Source organism: Chitinophaga niabensis (assembly GCF_900129465.1).
Classification (GTDB): Bacteria; Bacteroidota; Bacteroidia; order Chitinophagales; family Chitinophagaceae; genus Chitinophaga; species Chitinophaga niabensis.
In genome coordinates this window covers 3,070,212-3,085,281 of the sequence record NZ_FSRA01000001.1, presented here as the reverse complement: position 1 = coordinate 3,085,281, position 15,070 = coordinate 3,070,212, and the positions used below count along the sequence as shown (strand labels likewise).

13 protein-coding genes are annotated in these 15,070 nt (G+C 46.2%); 7 read left to right on the top strand and 6 right to left on the bottom strand.

Features of this window, described 5'->3' with window-relative positions:
- Window positions 1-6: 6 nt before the first annotated feature.
- Window positions 7-288 carry a co-chaperone GroES gene (locus BUR42_RS12125; RefSeq protein WP_074239486.1) on the bottom strand — a complete coding sequence of 94 codons (282 nt, stop codon included), beginning with the start codon at window positions 286-288 and terminating at the stop codon, window positions 7-9.
- Between the two features lie 289 nt (window positions 289-577).
- Between BUR42_RS12125 and nusB the strand changes: the two genes are divergently transcribed.
- The 4 genes from nusB (at window position 578) to coaE (ending at window position 2,996) form a co-directional block, all read left to right on the top strand.
- The gene (gene nusB / locus BUR42_RS12120; protein WP_074239485.1) at window positions 578-1,507 is read left to right on the top strand and encodes a transcription antitermination factor NusB; all 930 of its coding nucleotides are present in this window, start codon (window positions 578-580) and stop codon (window positions 1,505-1,507) included.
- A 3-nt stretch (window positions 1,508-1,510) separates the two neighbouring features.
- A complete protein-coding gene (locus BUR42_RS12115) occupies window positions 1,511-1,951 on the top strand; it encodes a DUF1573 domain-containing protein (RefSeq protein WP_074239484.1) in 441 nt (146 codons plus the stop codon).
- A gap of 36 nt (window positions 1,952-1,987) precedes the next feature.
- Window positions 1,988-2,341 (top strand): preprotein translocase subunit YajC, encoded by a 354-nt coding sequence (gene yajC, locus BUR42_RS12110; RefSeq protein WP_074239483.1) that lies wholly within the window; start codon window positions 1,988-1,990, stop codon window positions 2,339-2,341.
- 70 nt (window positions 2,342-2,411) lie between these two features.
- Window positions 2,412-2,996: a dephospho-CoA kinase gene (coaE, locus tag BUR42_RS12105; RefSeq protein ID WP_074239482.1), complete on the top strand. Its 585-nt coding sequence runs from the start codon at window positions 2,412-2,414 to the stop codon at window positions 2,994-2,996.
- A gap of 60 nt (window positions 2,997-3,056) precedes the next feature.
- Here the strand turns inward: coaE and BUR42_RS12100 are convergent, their stop codons facing one another.
- From BUR42_RS12100 to BUR42_RS12090, 3 genes are all read right to left on the bottom strand, one after another.
- A complete protein-coding gene (locus BUR42_RS12100) occupies window positions 3,057-4,247 on the bottom strand; it encodes a pyridoxal phosphate-dependent aminotransferase (protein ID WP_074239481.1) in 1,191 nt (396 codons plus the stop codon).
- 121 nt (window positions 4,248-4,368) lie between these two features.
- Window positions 4,369-5,037: a DUF4397 domain-containing protein gene (locus BUR42_RS12095; RefSeq protein WP_143197424.1), complete on the bottom strand. Its 669-nt coding sequence runs from the start codon at window positions 5,035-5,037 to the stop codon at window positions 4,369-4,371.
- A gap of 49 nt (window positions 5,038-5,086) precedes the next feature.
- Complete coding sequence (locus tag BUR42_RS12090; RefSeq protein ID WP_074240567.1) at window positions 5,087-6,271, bottom strand: serine hydrolase; 1,185 nt, start codon at window positions 6,269-6,271, stop codon at window positions 5,087-5,089.
- 226 nt (window positions 6,272-6,497) lie between these two features.
- On the opposite strand from BUR42_RS12090, the gene secDF reads away from it, so the two are divergent.
- Complete coding sequence (secDF, locus tag BUR42_RS12085) at window positions 6,498-9,662, top strand: protein translocase subunit SecDF (RefSeq protein ID WP_074239479.1); 3,165 nt, start codon at window positions 6,498-6,500, stop codon at window positions 9,660-9,662.
- Between the two features lie 224 nt (window positions 9,663-9,886).
- On the opposite strand, the gene BUR42_RS12080 is transcribed toward secDF, so the two are convergent.
- Window positions 9,887-10,603, bottom strand: a complete 717-nt coding sequence (locus tag BUR42_RS12080; RefSeq protein WP_234979661.1) for a DUF3800 domain-containing protein — start codon at window positions 10,601-10,603, stop codon at window positions 9,887-9,889.
- A gap of 150 nt (window positions 10,604-10,753) precedes the next feature.
- Window positions 10,754-11,098 carry a HesB/IscA family protein gene (locus BUR42_RS12075; protein ID WP_074240566.1) on the bottom strand — a complete coding sequence of 115 codons (345 nt, stop codon included), beginning with the start codon at window positions 11,096-11,098 and terminating at the stop codon, window positions 10,754-10,756.
- 127 nt (window positions 11,099-11,225) lie between these two features.
- Between BUR42_RS12075 and BUR42_RS12070 the strand changes: the two genes are divergently transcribed.
- The gene (locus BUR42_RS12070; RefSeq protein WP_143197423.1) at window positions 11,226-14,006 is read left to right on the top strand and encodes a hypothetical protein; all 2,781 of its coding nucleotides are present in this window, start codon (window positions 11,226-11,228) and stop codon (window positions 14,004-14,006) included.
- A gap of 9 nt (window positions 14,007-14,015) precedes the next feature.
- Window positions 14,016-15,068, top strand: a complete 1,053-nt coding sequence (locus tag BUR42_RS12065) for an AI-2E family transporter (protein ID WP_074239476.1) — start codon at window positions 14,016-14,018, stop codon at window positions 15,066-15,068.
- Window positions 15,069-15,070 lie beyond the last annotated feature (2 nt).

The window sequence follows — 15,070 nt, the reverse complement described above, 5'->3', positions numbered from 1 at the left end:
CAGGGCTTAGATAATAGCCAGGATATCAGATTCACGCATGATCAGGTATTCTTCTCCTTCAAATGGAATTTCCTGGCCGGAATATTTACCGTAAAGAACAGTATCGCCAACTTTAACAGTAACAGGCTCATCTTTTTTACCGGGACCAGCTGCTACTACAGTTCCACGCTGAGGTTTTTCTTTAGCGGTATCGGGGATGATGATGCCACCAGAGGTTTTTTCTTCTGCTGCTGCGGGTTTTACAATAACCCTGTCTGCCAGAGGTTTAATACTTAATTTTTTAGCCATTGTTAATCTATTTTTAAAGAAGTAAGTTGAATAGGTGAAATTTTGAATGACTTTGCCATACGAAGATTATGCCGAAACATATATTCTGGTCAAATTTTCAGGATGCGAAGATACATAATCCGGAGGGACTGTCAAGATATGACATTTTTTCATTTTTCCCTGTCAGTCAGAATGCCGGATGGCAGTGCCCATGCCCGTTTCCCGGAAAGCGGCTGCCGGCTCCCCGGAACAATATTTTAAAAAGTCCCTGTAAAACAGTAGCTTTGCCGCCATTTTCCTAAGCGTACGTATGATCAGTAGAAGAAACATCCGGGTAAAAGTTATGCAAACATTGTATGCCATGGACACCATGGAGCAGGGAACGGTTAAACCCGGCACTGCAACGAGTTTGCTGAATGAAAAGTTAGATCAGACCAGCCAGATATTCACGTATTTGCTGTTTTCCGTGGCCCGTATAGCACAATACGCGGAAACGGATGCACAGGTCAGGGCTTCCAAACACCTGCCCAGCGCAGAGGATTTGGCCGTGAACACCAAAATAGCGGGGAATGACTTTGTTTTCCAGGTACTGGGAGATAAGGGGTTCCAGGTAAACCTGGACAGTTGGAAGCTCCGCAGGCTGGAGGACCAGGAACTGATCCGCAAGCTGTATAACCAGCTGGTGGAATCAGACATCTACAAAGCCTATATCGCAGAGCCGGGCAGGGACAAAGCGAAGGAAAAGCAAATTATCGAGTACATCTATAAAGAGATCCTTGAAAAGAGTGAAGCCTTCCGCCAGCATATGGAAGACAGCTTTATTCACTGGGGCGATGACGAAGAAATGATGACCATCCTGGTCGGGAACTTCTTCTCCAAACCACAGTTATTCAACTTCCTGCAGCTGATCAGCCGTGAGAAACTGGAATATGCCAAGGAACTGCTGCTGACCGTACTGGATAAAAAGGAGTATACACTGGAGCTGATCAAACCTAAATTGCAGAACTGGGACCCGGAACGTATCGCTGCTGTGGACATGCTGCTGATGGAAATGGGGGTTTGCGAATTCCTCTACTTCCCCACCATCCCTACCAAAGTAACCATCAACGAGTACATAGACCTGGCTAAAGCTTACAGCACACCGCAAAGCGGCCAGTTTGTGAACGGAATACTGGATAATATACTGAAAGACCTGGTGCAGGAAAACCTGATCCAGAAAACTGACCGGAATAAAAAATAAAGGATGAAAGCGCTTTTATTTACTTTTTTTGCAGCAATGCTGGCTGTTACGGCCTGTAACAACCAGGGCACAAAGTCAGAAAAAGGCAATGTATTGGATACTGCTACCGCGGGTGGCCATTATCCCGTAATGACCTTCGAAAAGCAACTCCACGATTTTGGAAATGTTACTGAAGGAGAAGTAGTGGAATATTCATTCAAATTCACCAACACAGGGGAAAAAGACCTGCTGATCAATAATGCGGAAGCCAGCTGCGGCTGTACGGTGCCGGAATGGCCCAAAGAACCCATTAAACCAGGGGAAAGCGGGTACATGAAGGTGAAGTTCGACAGTAAGGGAAGGCCGGAAGGACATACGGAAAAGGAACTCTATATCCAGGCCAATACGAATCCCCCCATGATGAACGGACCAAGGATCCAATGCATGATCGTAAAGAAGAAATAGTACCTTTAACAGCTTCAAATCAACAAACAACATACGATGTACAACTTATTAAATGTTTTCTTAATGACGCCACCAGCTGGTGGTGCTAACGGCGGCTTTGGCGGAATGGGCTCCCTGCTCTTCTTTGGTGGTATGATCCTGGTAATGTGGTTGTTCATGATCCGTCCTCAAACCAAAAAAGCCAAATTGCAAAAGCAATTCATCGACAACCTGAAAGAAGGTGATAAAATTGTTACCATCGCAGGTATCCACGGTAAGGTGAAAAAGATCAACAGCGAAACCAACACACTGCAGATAGAAGTTAGCCCGGGTACTTTCCTGACGGTTGAACGTTCTGCTGTAAGTATGGAATATACTACTGCAGTGAATAAAGCTGCTGAAACAAAGTAAATTGTCTTTCAGACATTTAAAGGGAGAGAAGTAAACTTCTTTCCCTTTTTTTATTTATTTTGGCCTTACTATGCAAATCATTGGCATTACCGGCGGAATAGGATCAGGAAAAAGTACAGTGGCCAGGATCTTCTCATTACTTGGCATACCTGTTTATTCAGCGGATGATGCTGCAAAAGAGATCATGGTGAAAGATCTGCAGCTCATTGAGGAGATCAAAGCGCACTTTGGTGCGGAGTCTTACCTGCCGGATGGCAGCCTCAACCGGAAATACATTGCCAATATTGTATTCAATGACAAGTCGCAACTGGAAAAGCTCAATTCCATTGTGCATCCCGCTACCATCCGGGATTCTGAGGCCTGGGCACGTAAACAGAAATCCCCTTACGTGATCAAAGAGGCCGCGCTGATGTTTGAATCAGAATCTTTTCATCATGTAGATAAAGTGATTGGCGTTTATGCACCTGAATCCCTGCGCATACTGCGTGTTATGAAAAGGGACGGCGTGAGCCGCAACGAGGTGCTGGCCAGGATACACAAGCAGATCGACGACCGCATTAAAATGAAGTTATCCGATCATGTGATCTATAATGATGAGCAACAGATGGTGATACCACAGGTGCTGGCCCTGCATAAGTTATTTCAGCAGGGCTGAGGAACGTACTTCCGCCAGCATGGCGCTGCATAAGTTAGTTCAGCAGCTGGGTTTCTTTTCTTATTTCAATTTACCTAACCATTCCTTCATCCGTTTCATTCCTTCCTGTATACGGTCCATACCGGTAGCGTAAGAAATACGTATACATTCCGGTTGCTCAAATGCACGGCCAGATACCACGGTTACATTGGCTTTGTGCAGGAGGTACATGCACAGGTCGTCTGCGTTGTTGATCTGCTCACCTTCATAAGATCTTCCGAAGAAACTGCTCACGTTGGGGAACATGTAAAATGCGCCATCCGGCTCATTTACAACTAACCCGGGAATATCCCTGAGTGCTTTAAAGATGAAAGCCCTGCGTTCGCGGAAGGCTGCTACCATTTCTTTTGCAGTATCTAACTCACCGCGCAATGCCGTGATAGCGGCACGTTGCGTAATAGAGCTGGTGGCGGAAGTGAACTGGCTTTGCACCATGTCTGCAGCTTTGGCAATTTCCAGCGGAGCAGCCAGGTAACCAAGGCGCCAGCCCGTCATGGCAAATCCTTTACTGAGGCCGTTGATGATAATAGTACGTTCTTTTAAGCTGCCGAAGCTGGCAATACTTACATGTTCACCTACATAATTAATGTATTCATAGATCTCATCTGAAATGATGAAGATCTGCGGGTGTTTTTCAAATACTGCTGCCAGGCCTTCCAGTTCTTTCCTTGAATAAACAGAACCTGTAGGGTTACAGGGAGAGGAGAACATGAAGAGCTTTGTATTGGGGGTGATGGCAGCTTCCAGTTGCTGCGGCGTGATCTTGTAATCCTGTTCGATAGGGCAGGGCACAAATTTTACCACGCCTTGGCAGAGTTTCACCAGTTCTGAATAAGTAACCCAATAAGGAGTGGGAATGATCACTTCTTCTCCCGGATTCACCAGGCTGAGTACACTGTTGGCAATGCTTTGTTTAGCACCGGTAGATACAACGATCTGTTCCGGGCTGTATTCAAGGCCGTTATCTCTTTTCAGTTTATAGGCAACTGCCTGCTTAAGGTCTGCATAACCAGCTACGGGCGTATAATGTGTATATCCTTCGTCAATTGCTTTTTTGGCAGCTTCGCGTATATGTACAGGGGTGTCAAAATCCGGTTCGCCGATGCTGAGATCTACGATGTCAATTCCCTGTGCTTTCAGTTCACGGCTGAGTTTAGCCATTCTGATGGTTTGCGGTACGGAGATGCGTGATAATCTTTCTGCTAATTGCATGTTGAACTATTTTTTTAGGTTGACCGCCGCAAACCTACTGCAAAAAGATGAGCATAAAAAGAAACGTCCCGGGGTTTAACCCGGGACGTTTTAAATATTATTTGTGCAGGAACAAGCCGAACTAGTGTTGCAGGATCTTGATCACTGGTTTTTTATCACCTGTTTGTCCTTTTACACCCATGTAAATAATGCTGTACGCATAATGGGGAGCCAGGGTTTTGTCAGCCAGCGTTGCAAGTACGTTGCCAGCCTGATCTTTCACTGAGAAGCTCACTGTATTGGCCTCTACAGCCTGGAACTCAGCGCTACCCTGGAAGTCCTGATAAAAACTGCTGGAAAATTTGGCGTTATTGACAAAGAAGTCCACCGGATTGGTATCATCTACTAAATTAATGAAGCGGATGTTTGCTTTTTCACGGGAGATGGTGGAAAAATCTTCCCTGATATTATAAGATTTTACCGGAGAACTGCCCCAGAGAACAATAGTATGATATTCCAGCGTGTCGAAGTTGGCAGTTACGCTGGTCAGCAGGCTATCCGAACCTGCTTTATTAAAATCGATCTTTATATTGGCAGGTGCAAACCTGTCCCCAACGGATTCACCAAATGCAAAAGGAGCCGAGTTCGCTTTCTTGGAATTGAATAAAAGGTCCATGCTAAAAGCGGGAGACCCCTGGATGAAAACAATTACAGTACTGGGTGGTTCCGGTGTCACGTTATTCTTTAAACAGGAAGACAGGCCTGTGATCACTGCAACCATTGCCAACAGTGCTACGAATCGGTTTTTCATTGTTACCATGCTCTCAAATTTTTGTTGATTACTATTTATTTTACGGTTGTTAAATGCCATTGTAGTTTATTTTATAACGCTTCAGATCTGGTTTGTATTTTTTGGTCCTTTTTAATTCTTCTTCATAAATGATCTCCCCCAGTGCTTTCAGGAATGGTTTTCCTGTTGTTTCGAAGTCATATTTATCATCTCCTATCACCCCATCCTTATTGGCATAGATGGTGGCAGAAAGGAGGAATTCCACGCCATGGTCAAAGTCCACAAAATATGCTACGTCTGTCAAAAAACCATAAGCCCAGCCTGGTTTATTAAAAATCCGCAGGCCTGCGGGTAATGCTACGTTTCCGTTTGCGCCTCCCATCAGGTATTTTACATAGTTGTGATGGAATTCGGCTGTATCATAAGCCGGGTGGCGTGTTTCCGTTGGCAATTGCGACATATACCGGTATAAAAAACGGTAGTCGTCTTCTGTTAAACGAAAAGCTTGCGTAGAAGTTACACTTTCCGGAAAAATTACACTTTTGAGGATATTATGGAGGTCTGCAAGCAGCAGGCGGTTCTTAAGGGAGAAGTCGAAAGGGGCATTGACCAGGGTGGACCCTTTATAGTGAGCCTTACCCACAGAATCCTGCCGGGGAGCAAAAGAGAGGGTACTCACCTGGTCTTTTTGCCGGTAAAGCACCTTCCCATCCTTTTCAAACCAGATGGCATTGGTGTGGCGGTTGGCTTCCTGGGGAAGAGCAATATCCAGCCGGTGGCGGATCTGGGAGGAGGGATAACCTTTTTCCCAGAGGGCCCGGTTGAATTCTTCCTGCCCGATAAACTCGTACAGCCGGTTAAAAGCATCATTATCACTCACCAGGAAGATCTTCTTAATATAATGAGCCACAGAGGGTTGTGTGTTTTCTGAAGAGGTATCTTCCGTAACAGCCGTAGTGATGCCTGCCAGGCTATCTGTATACATGGGGGTGTATTTATCCACTTTCAGGCGGTTCAGTTTTTCCAGTGCCAGAAAGGCTGCGGGCATTTTTACCGTAGAAGCAGGGTAGAAGTACCGGTCTGGCGAAACATGGTAGTAATAGTCCGTAAATACAGGCTGGTTGCCGGCTTTGCGGTTGATCTGTGTATAAATTATCTGCAGGCGGTACTCCTCCGGGTTGTTCATAACAGGGCCCAGCCTGGCACTGCGGGCTTGCAGCAGGGTATCCAGGTAAGCTGATGTTAAATTGTGCATGGCAGCAGAATTAATTGTCCGGGATGTTTGGCAGTTCGTAAAAAAAACCAATATTGCACCTGCCGTTAAAATGCGTTGCATCATAGAAGGAAATTTTTAGGCCAAAATCTAGCTCAAAACCAATCGGATAGTGGATTGCTAACAGTTTTGAACCGGGCTTTAATATATCAATTTAAATTCTATCTTTGCAACTCTTGAAAAATTTATATTAATAATCCGAAACAAAATGCAACTAAAAGGACTGGTTAGATTTTTTGCTGTCGCACTGATCCTTATCTCTTTGTATCAATTGTCCTTCACGTTCGTGGTACGGAACTATGAGAAAAAGATAAAGACCAAGGCCGAAGACTTTGTGGCCCACCAATATCCTACCGCTGAACAAAAGTATGCCGGTAACAAGGAAGCGCAAGCCCTTTATGCCGACACACTGAATGACCTGATCAAGGAAAGGACAGAACAAATGCTGGACAGCGCCAGTGGCAAGCAGATTGCGGGATTTCCCTGGTTTACCACCTATACCTCAGCGAAAGAAAAGCAACTGAACCTCGGTCTTGACCTGCAGGGCGGTATGAATGTGGTGTTGGAAGTAAGTGTAGAAGACGTAGTACGCGCGCTCTCCGGTCATTCCAAGGACCCGGCATTCAACAATGCCATTAAGAAAGCCATTGAGCTTAAAAAGAACAGCCAGTCCGATTTCGTGACCCTGTTTGGAGAAGCTTATAAACAAGAAGCACCAAATGGTAAGCTGGCTTCTATTTTCGCTAATGCACAGCAAAAGCAGATCACCTTCAACAGTACCAACGACCAGGTGCTGAGCGTGATCCGCAGCGAATCTAAAGCAGCTATCAAGAACACCTATAAAGTGTTGCAAAACCGGATCGACAAGTTCGGGGTAGCTTCTCCCACCATCAACCTGGATGAGAACCGCGGTATCATTTCCGTGGAACTGGCCGGTGTGGATGATGCCGCACGTGTACGCAAGTACCTGCAGGCAAGTGCCAACCTGGAATTCCGTGAAACATATAAAAGCGGTGAAGAATTCTATTTAACAGTACTGCAACCCATGAACGAGGCCATTAAGATCTCCCAGGGTATCTCTGCTAAAAAAGATTCTGCTGCTCCTGCTGTAAAGGATACTGCCGCTACCACTGCTGCAGCTCCTGTAGATTCAGCTGCCAGCCTTACCAGCCTGCTGGCTAAGGATTCAGGTGTTGCCAAACTGGGTTCAGACTCAGCCAAACAACTGGATGCGCTGCGTGATGAGCAGATCAAACAAAATCCACTGTTCGCTATTTTCATGCCTACAGTGAATGAACAAGGCCAGATCCTGCCCAGCTCAATGCTTGGCCGTATCTTCCCTAAAGACACCGCTACTTTCCGCAAGTACATAGAAACACCTGGTGTGAAGGCTATCCTGCCAAAAGACCTCGTGTTCGTATATGGCCCTACCAACCGTGAAGACCGTTCACAACCACTGCCTGTATATGGTATCAAAGTAAATCCTGCTAATCCTGTCGCTAAGATCACCGGTGAAAGGGTGACTGCAGCGAAAGCGGATTTCGGACAGGATAACCACCAGGTGGAAGTGACCATGAGCATGGATAACGTAGGTACACGCGACTGGCGTAACCTTACCCGCGCATTGAAACCTTCCAATCCTAACGATGCCCGTACATTTAACTATGTAGCCATCGTACTGGATAACGTAGTATACTCTGCACCTTCTATCAATAGCGAGATCCCGAACGGTAACTCTTCCATCAGCGGAAGTTTTACCCTGGAAGAAGCTACTGACCTTGCCAACATCCTGGTATCCGGTAGAATGCCTGCCCCTGCCAAGATTGTACAGGAGCAGGTAGTTGGGCCTACCCTCGGGCAGGAATCCATCGAAGCAGGTGCTAAATCTTTCATTATCTCTTTCGCTGTGATCTTCGTCCTGATGCTGGTGTACTTCAACACCGGCGGCTGGGTTGCGAACATCGCACTGATCCTCAACCTGCTGTTTACCGTAGGGATCCTTGCTTCACTGGGCGCCACGCTCACGATGCCTGGTATCGCCGGTCTGGTATTAACCATTGGTATGGCTGTGGATACGAACGTAATTATATTTGAAAGGATCAAGGATGAACTGAGCCGTGGTAAAACTTACCAGCAGGCGGTGGAAGACGGTTACAAACGTTCTTACGCGCCGGTACTGGATGGTCACATCACTTCCCTGCTCACCGCTTGTATCCTGTTCTACTTCGGTCTTGGCCCTGTATTGGGTTTTGCTACCACACAGATCATCGGTATCTTATTGTCCCTGTTCTGCGGTATCCTCGTATCCCGTATGATCACTGACTGGTGGACTAATAAGAAAAGACACCTGGAATACTTCACACCTATTTCCCGCAGGATCTTCAAACATGCCAACTACAACTTCGTAGGCATGCGTAAGTACACTTACATGATCTCTGCTGTAGTACTGGTACTGGGTATCGGTTCCTTCTTCCATGGTTTTGACCATGGTGTGGATTTCAGTGGCGGACGCAGCTACACTGTACGCTTCGAGAAACCAGTGAATGAAGAAGAAGTACGGGAGAAACTGAGCGAGATCTATGGCTCAGAAACTTTCGTGAAAACCATTGGTGGTAAAGATCAGCTGAACATCACCACGCCTTATAAGATTGAAGATAACTCCGACGCTGCTGTAGCTGAGGTGAAATCCAAACTCTTCCAGGGCCTGAAAGGATACTACGCTGGTAACATTGACGAGCAAACGTTCCTCAATAAATTCATTGTAGGTTCGCAGACAGTATTGCCCACTATCTCTGACGACTTAAGAGCTGGTGCGGTGAAAGCCACTGTGCTTTCCCTGATCGTGATCTTCCTGTACATCCTGTTGCGCTTCTCGAAATGGCAGTACTCTATCGGTACTATCTTCTCCCTGCTGCACGACGTATTGGTAACACTGGCAGTATTCTCTTTCTGCCGTACCTGGGTACCATTCTCCCTGGAGATCGACCAGCACTTTATTGCGGCGATCCTGACGGTGATAGGGTTCTCGATGAACGATACGGTGATCGTGTTTGACCGGATCCGTGAGAACTTCCGCCTGATGAAGGGTGCGGATACCAAAACAGTGATCAACCGTGCGATCAACGATACATTGAGCCGTACGATCATGACCTCTGTAACGGTGTTCCTGACCATCCTGATCCTCTTCATCTTCGGTGGTGAAGTAACCCGTGGTTTCGCCTTTGCGATGCTGATCGGTGTGATCACCGGTGCTTACTCTTCTATCTTCGTAGCTGCACCGATCCTGGTGGACTTCGATAAGAAGAATACCCTCTCTAACGAGAAAGAAGCGGTAGTGATACAGAAAGCTCCCCCGTTAGTAAGCGGCAAATAAGCTTTTACTTATCTTACATAATACAAGGGCCGGCTCAGTGATGAGGCGGCCCTTGTTGTTTTTGATAGGCTTTGCATCATTATGACAATTTTATTATCATAATGAGAGGAATATTCTCAGTAAAAGCCTTACTTTTGTATGGAATGAGGTAGAAATACCTTAAAATTTTTGGACTGGGGTGTCCCCGATCGGTATAAAGCCAGGCGTAAGTCTGGCTTTATATTTTATGGATATACCTTAAGTCCGTAGATCCGCCCTTTTTTTGAATAGACTTTATCCTTAATAGCATCATACGAGGGATTGGGTCTATCCCTGTCTATTACGTAACGTGCAATGGGATAGGCTACGAGGTCTGCCAGTTGTAGCCCATTTATATTCTCCCTTTTGCTTTTAAAAACGATTGAAAGATTGTATGCCCGTAACCTTTCCGCCGAAACGTAACCGGTTCCCCGTGCCATTAGCCGTTGAAAATGTTCATGGAGTTGTTTGTCCTCCTTGCTTCCTCGCTTTTCAATGATTATTTCCAGCTCTTTATTGGAATCTCTGATATCATCTAATAGAAAAACAGCTCTCTCAATAATGAAGGACAGGGCAATCTCGTATACATCATTTGCGAGACGGCCAAACCGCTTTATGTATTCATCTTTTCTTATAGCGGACGCTATTATGGTGTAGTTGTTTTCGGCTACAATTTTATTAATCCCATCGTAGAATTGTGCCTTTTTTTCCAGATCAAATAATACGGCAAACTCCTTGTCGCATTTTCTGATATCACGGGAATGAAAGATTACATTTTTGTTGTTCCAGAACTGGTGCTTTAATTCGTTTATACTACATCTAATGGTATCATAATCCGACTCTGCAATTAATACACTGCATAAAAGGAAAACCGGGAAACTTTCATCTACCTGCGTCAGTCCATGGTTTCCACTCTCATCCATGTATAGACAATATTTCATACAACTATTTTAGAAGATGCAATATTGGCGATACATGTTATTGGACATTTGTAATTACTTGTTAATAAGAAAAATATCAGGCACAAAAAAACCGGCTCCTGTTGGAAGCCGGTTACGATCTTTAAAAATATGCTATACCGCAAATGAAGTACCGCAGCCGCAGCTGGAACTTGCATTGGGATTGCTGAAAGTGAATCCGCGGGCATTCAGGCCATTCTGGAAGTCTATTTCCATACCAAGGAGATAGATGCCATGTGCTTTCTTCATCACTACCGGAATGCCTTCCAGTTCAAAAATATCATCGTCTTCCATTTTAGCATCAAATCCCAGCACGTAGGACAATCCTGAGCAACCGCCGCCTTTAACGCCAATACGGAGGTATTGGGATGCGTCGAAGCCATCTTCCTGCCTGATACGGTTCAGCTCCTGAACGGCGCCGCTGGTCAATTTTATGGGTGAGGGTGCGATCGTTTCCATGTTTCCATTCATTTAGTCTTACAAAAATACGGAAAAATGCAGTATGTGCGTTGTCACACTGATGTCAGGCCTCTAAATATGAAATTTAATAGGCATACTTCAAAATTGTATGTAATTTGTTATCCATATGCGCAGACTTCTATGCCTTGCAATGGCTGTAGTGCTGGTACAGCAGGTTACAGCCCAACAATTCGGCGGCAATCCGCCCTCCCTCAAATGGCAGCAGATCAATACGGATACAGTGCGGGTGATCTTTCCGAAAGGAATGGATGCCCAGGGTAAGCGGGTAACGGATATCGTACAACAGATCAGCCGTTATCACAGGAGCAGTATCGGCCCCTTGCAACACAAGGTGAGCATTGTACTGCAGCCGCAGACCATGCAATCCAACGGCTATGTGCAGTTAGGCCCCTTCCGGTCTGAATTCTTTCTTACACCACCCCCTTCCAGCAACGATGTGGGTTCTGTGAACTGGGTAGATCAGCTCGCCCTTCATGAATATCGTCACGTATTGCAGAACAACAATTTCCGGAAAGGGCTCAGCAAAGTATTCTATTACCTGGGTGGAGAACTGGGTCAGGCAGCCCTCACCAACATTGCGGTGCCCAACTGGTTCTGGGAAGGGGATGCCGTGGTGATGGAAACGGCTTTGAGCTTACAGGGCAGAGGCCGTTTACCGGCATTTTTCAATGATTTCAGGGCTTTAACGCTGGCCAATAAAAAGTACTCTTTCATGCAGGTCCGCAACGGATCGTACCGCAATTTTATACCGGACCATTATGCCACGGGGTATATGATGACCAGTTACGGCAGAAAACATCACGGGCAAACGTTCTGGAAAGATGTAACAGACGATGCCGTTCGCTACCGCCGTGTATTCTATCCTTTCTCCCAAAGCCTTAAACACCGCACCGGCAAAAATGCCGCGGCTTTCTTTAAAGCTTCATGGGATGAATATGCCGCAGCCTGGAATGCAGCAGAAAAACCGGCGGCGGATACGCTCACACCAGCTACGAACACTGTCACCCATTACAAATACGTATATGCTGCCGGCGACAGCAGTTTCATTGTTTCAAAGAGTTCCTATAAAAAGGTCCCCGGTTTTTATGAACGGGATGCGCAAGGGCATGAAACCCTGATCGTGCGGCCGGGCATTGGTTTTGATGATTATTTCAGCTACCGCAATAATAAACTGCTTTGGACCGAAAGCCGGTTTGATGCACGCTGGGGCTGGAAAGATAATTCCGTGGTGAAAGTATTTGACCGCAGCAGCGGGCAGATGCAGACACTGGGAATGGAACGCCGCTGTTTTTCACCTGATCTTTCTTTTGATGGAAAGAAAATAGTGGTGGCCACCATTTCACTCACACAGCAATACCAGCTCAAACTACTGGATGCGGAAACCGGGGCAGCCATACATACTTTCCCCAATCCCGGTAACTGGTATTATACCTATCCAAAATTTACGGCAGACGATCAGCATATTATCAGTGCCGTGCGTGACCAGGAAGGCAGGATGGCCCTTATACAACAGGCCATTGCAGATGGCAGCGTGAAGATCCTGGTGCCGTTTGGCGTACAAACGATCGGTATTCCTTCCGTGCAGGGAGAGCACATTTATTTTACGGCAGCATTTAAAGATGCGGACAATGTTTACACTTTAAACGGCAATGAAGTTAAACAGGTAACAAACAGGCCCAATGGTGTGCAGCATATGGCTGTTGCAGGAGATCATATTGTATTCAGTGAGTTCACCGCAGACGGGTATAAGCTGTTACGGACGGCGCTTTCCTCAAATACTTTCGTAGATCACCACAGTGCCTGGTTACAGCCTGATTTTGGCGAAGGTGGCAATATCCTCGATAAAATACCTGCCGGAGAACACCAGGTCCGTAAATACCCTAAAACACACCGGATCTTTAACTTCCATAGCTGGTTACCGGAAATAGACGATCCGGAGTATGGTTTATTCCTGCATGGAGAGAATGTGCTGGGAACTTTACAGAGCATGGTGGGCGTGAGATATAATTACAATGAGGAAAGCCCCAGCGTAAGCGCTTCACTGCTGTATGGCGCCTGGTTCCCCTACCTGCGTGCAGGAGTGGATTACCGGATGCAGCGTTACCTGAATGTGAACGATACTATCCAGATCCAATGGAATGAGCTGGACTGGTACGGCGGTTTAAGCATTCCACTGAACTTCACTTCCGGCAAATACTACCGCTACCTGACCCTGAATGGTAACTACCACCAGGTAACCCGCACGCGCAGCGGTAATTCGAAGTATGTTTTCCGCGATAACAACATCCAGTACATTGATCTGAACGGTAGTTTTATTAATCAGCGCATCAAGGCACTGCAGAATATCAATTCTCATTTTGCACAGTCATTGCAGTTCCGTTATAACAGATCGATCAACGGTATTCCGGCAGAACAACTGTATGGCCGTTTAGACCTTTACCTGCCGGGCTTTTCGGCAAACCACAGCATTGTGCTGCAAGGTGCCTTCCAGCAGAAGGATACCAGCCTGCGTTATGCCTTTACAGATTATTTTGTGTATGCGAGAGGATATAACAAACCATTCTACGAGCACATGTACAAGCTCGGGGCCAACTATCATTTTCCCATTGCATATCCCGATTGGGGATTTGCGAATATCCTGTTCTTCAACCGCCTGAGAGGTAATTTATTCTACGATCATAGCGTGGCTTACAACTTTAGGTCCAGGCAGGATGTTACATATGCATCTACGGGAGGGGAAATGTTCTTTGATACTAAACTGGGGAATGTATTACCTTTTACATTTGGTGTAAGGTATAGCCACCTCCTGAACACCAACCCGGGCGATCCGTTGCGGAAGGACAGGTTTGAAGTGATCGTTCCTTTGCAGCAATTATTCAATTATTAAAAATCACGCATGAGACCGCTACAGAAAAGAGAGCCTTTCTACATCAGATTAAGTCATACACTTTTAAGCCTGGTGTTGATCGTGATCATTCTCCGCACCATGAAGGAGATCCTGGCGCCGGTGGCATTCGGGTTCATTTTCGCCATCCTCTTATTACCTGTTGCACAGGGTTTGGAAAGGATCAGGTTCTCCCGCGGTCTCGCAGCTACTGTAGCAGTATTGTTGTTCATCCTGTTCATGGCAGGATTGCTCTACTTCATCTCCTGGCAAACTTCTTCTTTTTTAACGGACCTGCCTTTATTGGAGAAACGATTGATGGTACAGGCGAATGAACTCACACTTTGGATAGATGAGAAGTTCAAGATCGATTCCGATCAGCAGATAGCCTGGATCAATGAAACAGCCGCAAAGAGTATCACCACTGTTTCCTCGTTTGCGATGAATGCGGTTTCCTCTGTTTCTGCCATTCTCATCTTCCTGATCTTTATCCCGATGTATACTTTCTTCCTGCTGTTCTATCGCAAACTGCTGGTGCGTTTCCTGCTGAAGCTGTTCCATCGTGATCATGCGGATGAAGTACATGAAGTGATTGCACATGCGCGGGTAGTGGTGAAAAGTTATGTGGTGGGATTATTCATAGAAATGGTGGTGGTAGCGGTGTTGAATATCTCTGCATTGTTATTGCTGGGTGTAAAGTATGCCGTGTTGCTGGGAACGCTGGGAGCTATTTTCAACATCATCCCTTACCTGGGTATGATTGTCACCATTATCATCACCCTGATCGTAACACTAACAACGGCCACGCCTGCAATGGCTTTGTGGGCGGCGCTTTCCCTGTTCGGTATTCACCTGGTGGATGCGAATGTATTGCTGCCGCGTATTGTGGGATCGAAAGTATCCATCAATGCCATGATCACTTTGCTGGGCGTATTTGTAGGTAGTATGATCTGGGGAATAGCGGGCATGTTCATTTCCATTCCGGCCATGGCGCTGCTGAAAATTATCTTCGACAGGGTGCCGAGTTTGAAGCCCTGGGGGATCTTAATGGGTTCAGGAGAATAAAT

Excerpts from the sequence above, each read along its gene's own strand:
- BUR42_RS12125 (WP_074239486.1), bottom strand. The coding sequence starts at position 288 with ATGGCTAAAAAATTAAGTATTAAACCTCTGGCAGACAGGGTTATTGTA.
- nusB (WP_074239485.1), top strand. The coding sequence starts at position 578 with ATGATCAGTAGAAGAAACATCCGGGTAAAAGTTATGCAAACATTGTAT.
- BUR42_RS12115 (WP_074239484.1), top strand. The coding sequence starts at position 1,511 with ATGAAAGCGCTTTTATTTACTTTTTTTGCAGCAATGCTGGCTGTTACG.
- yajC (WP_074239483.1), top strand. The coding sequence starts at position 1,988 with ATGTACAACTTATTAAATGTTTTCTTAATGACGCCACCAGCTGGTGGT.
- coaE (WP_074239482.1), top strand. The coding sequence starts at position 2,412 with ATGCAAATCATTGGCATTACCGGCGGAATAGGATCAGGAAAAAGTACA.
- BUR42_RS12100 (WP_074239481.1), bottom strand. The coding sequence starts at position 4,247 with ATGCAATTAGCAGAAAGATTATCACGCATCTCCGTACCGCAAACCATC.
- BUR42_RS12095 (WP_143197424.1), bottom strand. The coding sequence starts at position 5,037 with ATGAAAAACCGATTCGTAGCACTGTTGGCAATGGTTGCAGTGATCACA.
- BUR42_RS12090 (WP_074240567.1), bottom strand. The coding sequence starts at position 6,271 with ATGCACAATTTAACATCAGCTTACCTGGATACCCTGCTGCAAGCCCGC.
- secDF (WP_074239479.1), top strand. The coding sequence starts at position 6,498 with ATGCAACTAAAAGGACTGGTTAGATTTTTTGCTGTCGCACTGATCCTT.
- BUR42_RS12080 (WP_234979661.1), bottom strand. The coding sequence starts at position 10,603 with ATGGATGAGAGTGGAAACCATGGACTGACGCAGGTAGATGAAAGTTTC.
- BUR42_RS12075 (WP_074240566.1), bottom strand. The coding sequence starts at position 11,098 with ATGGAAACGATCGCACCCTCACCCATAAAATTGACCAGCGGCGCCGTT.
- BUR42_RS12070 (WP_143197423.1), top strand. The coding sequence starts at position 11,226 with ATGCGCAGACTTCTATGCCTTGCAATGGCTGTAGTGCTGGTACAGCAG.
- BUR42_RS12065 (WP_074239476.1), top strand. The coding sequence starts at position 14,016 with ATGAGACCGCTACAGAAAAGAGAGCCTTTCTACATCAGATTAAGTCAT.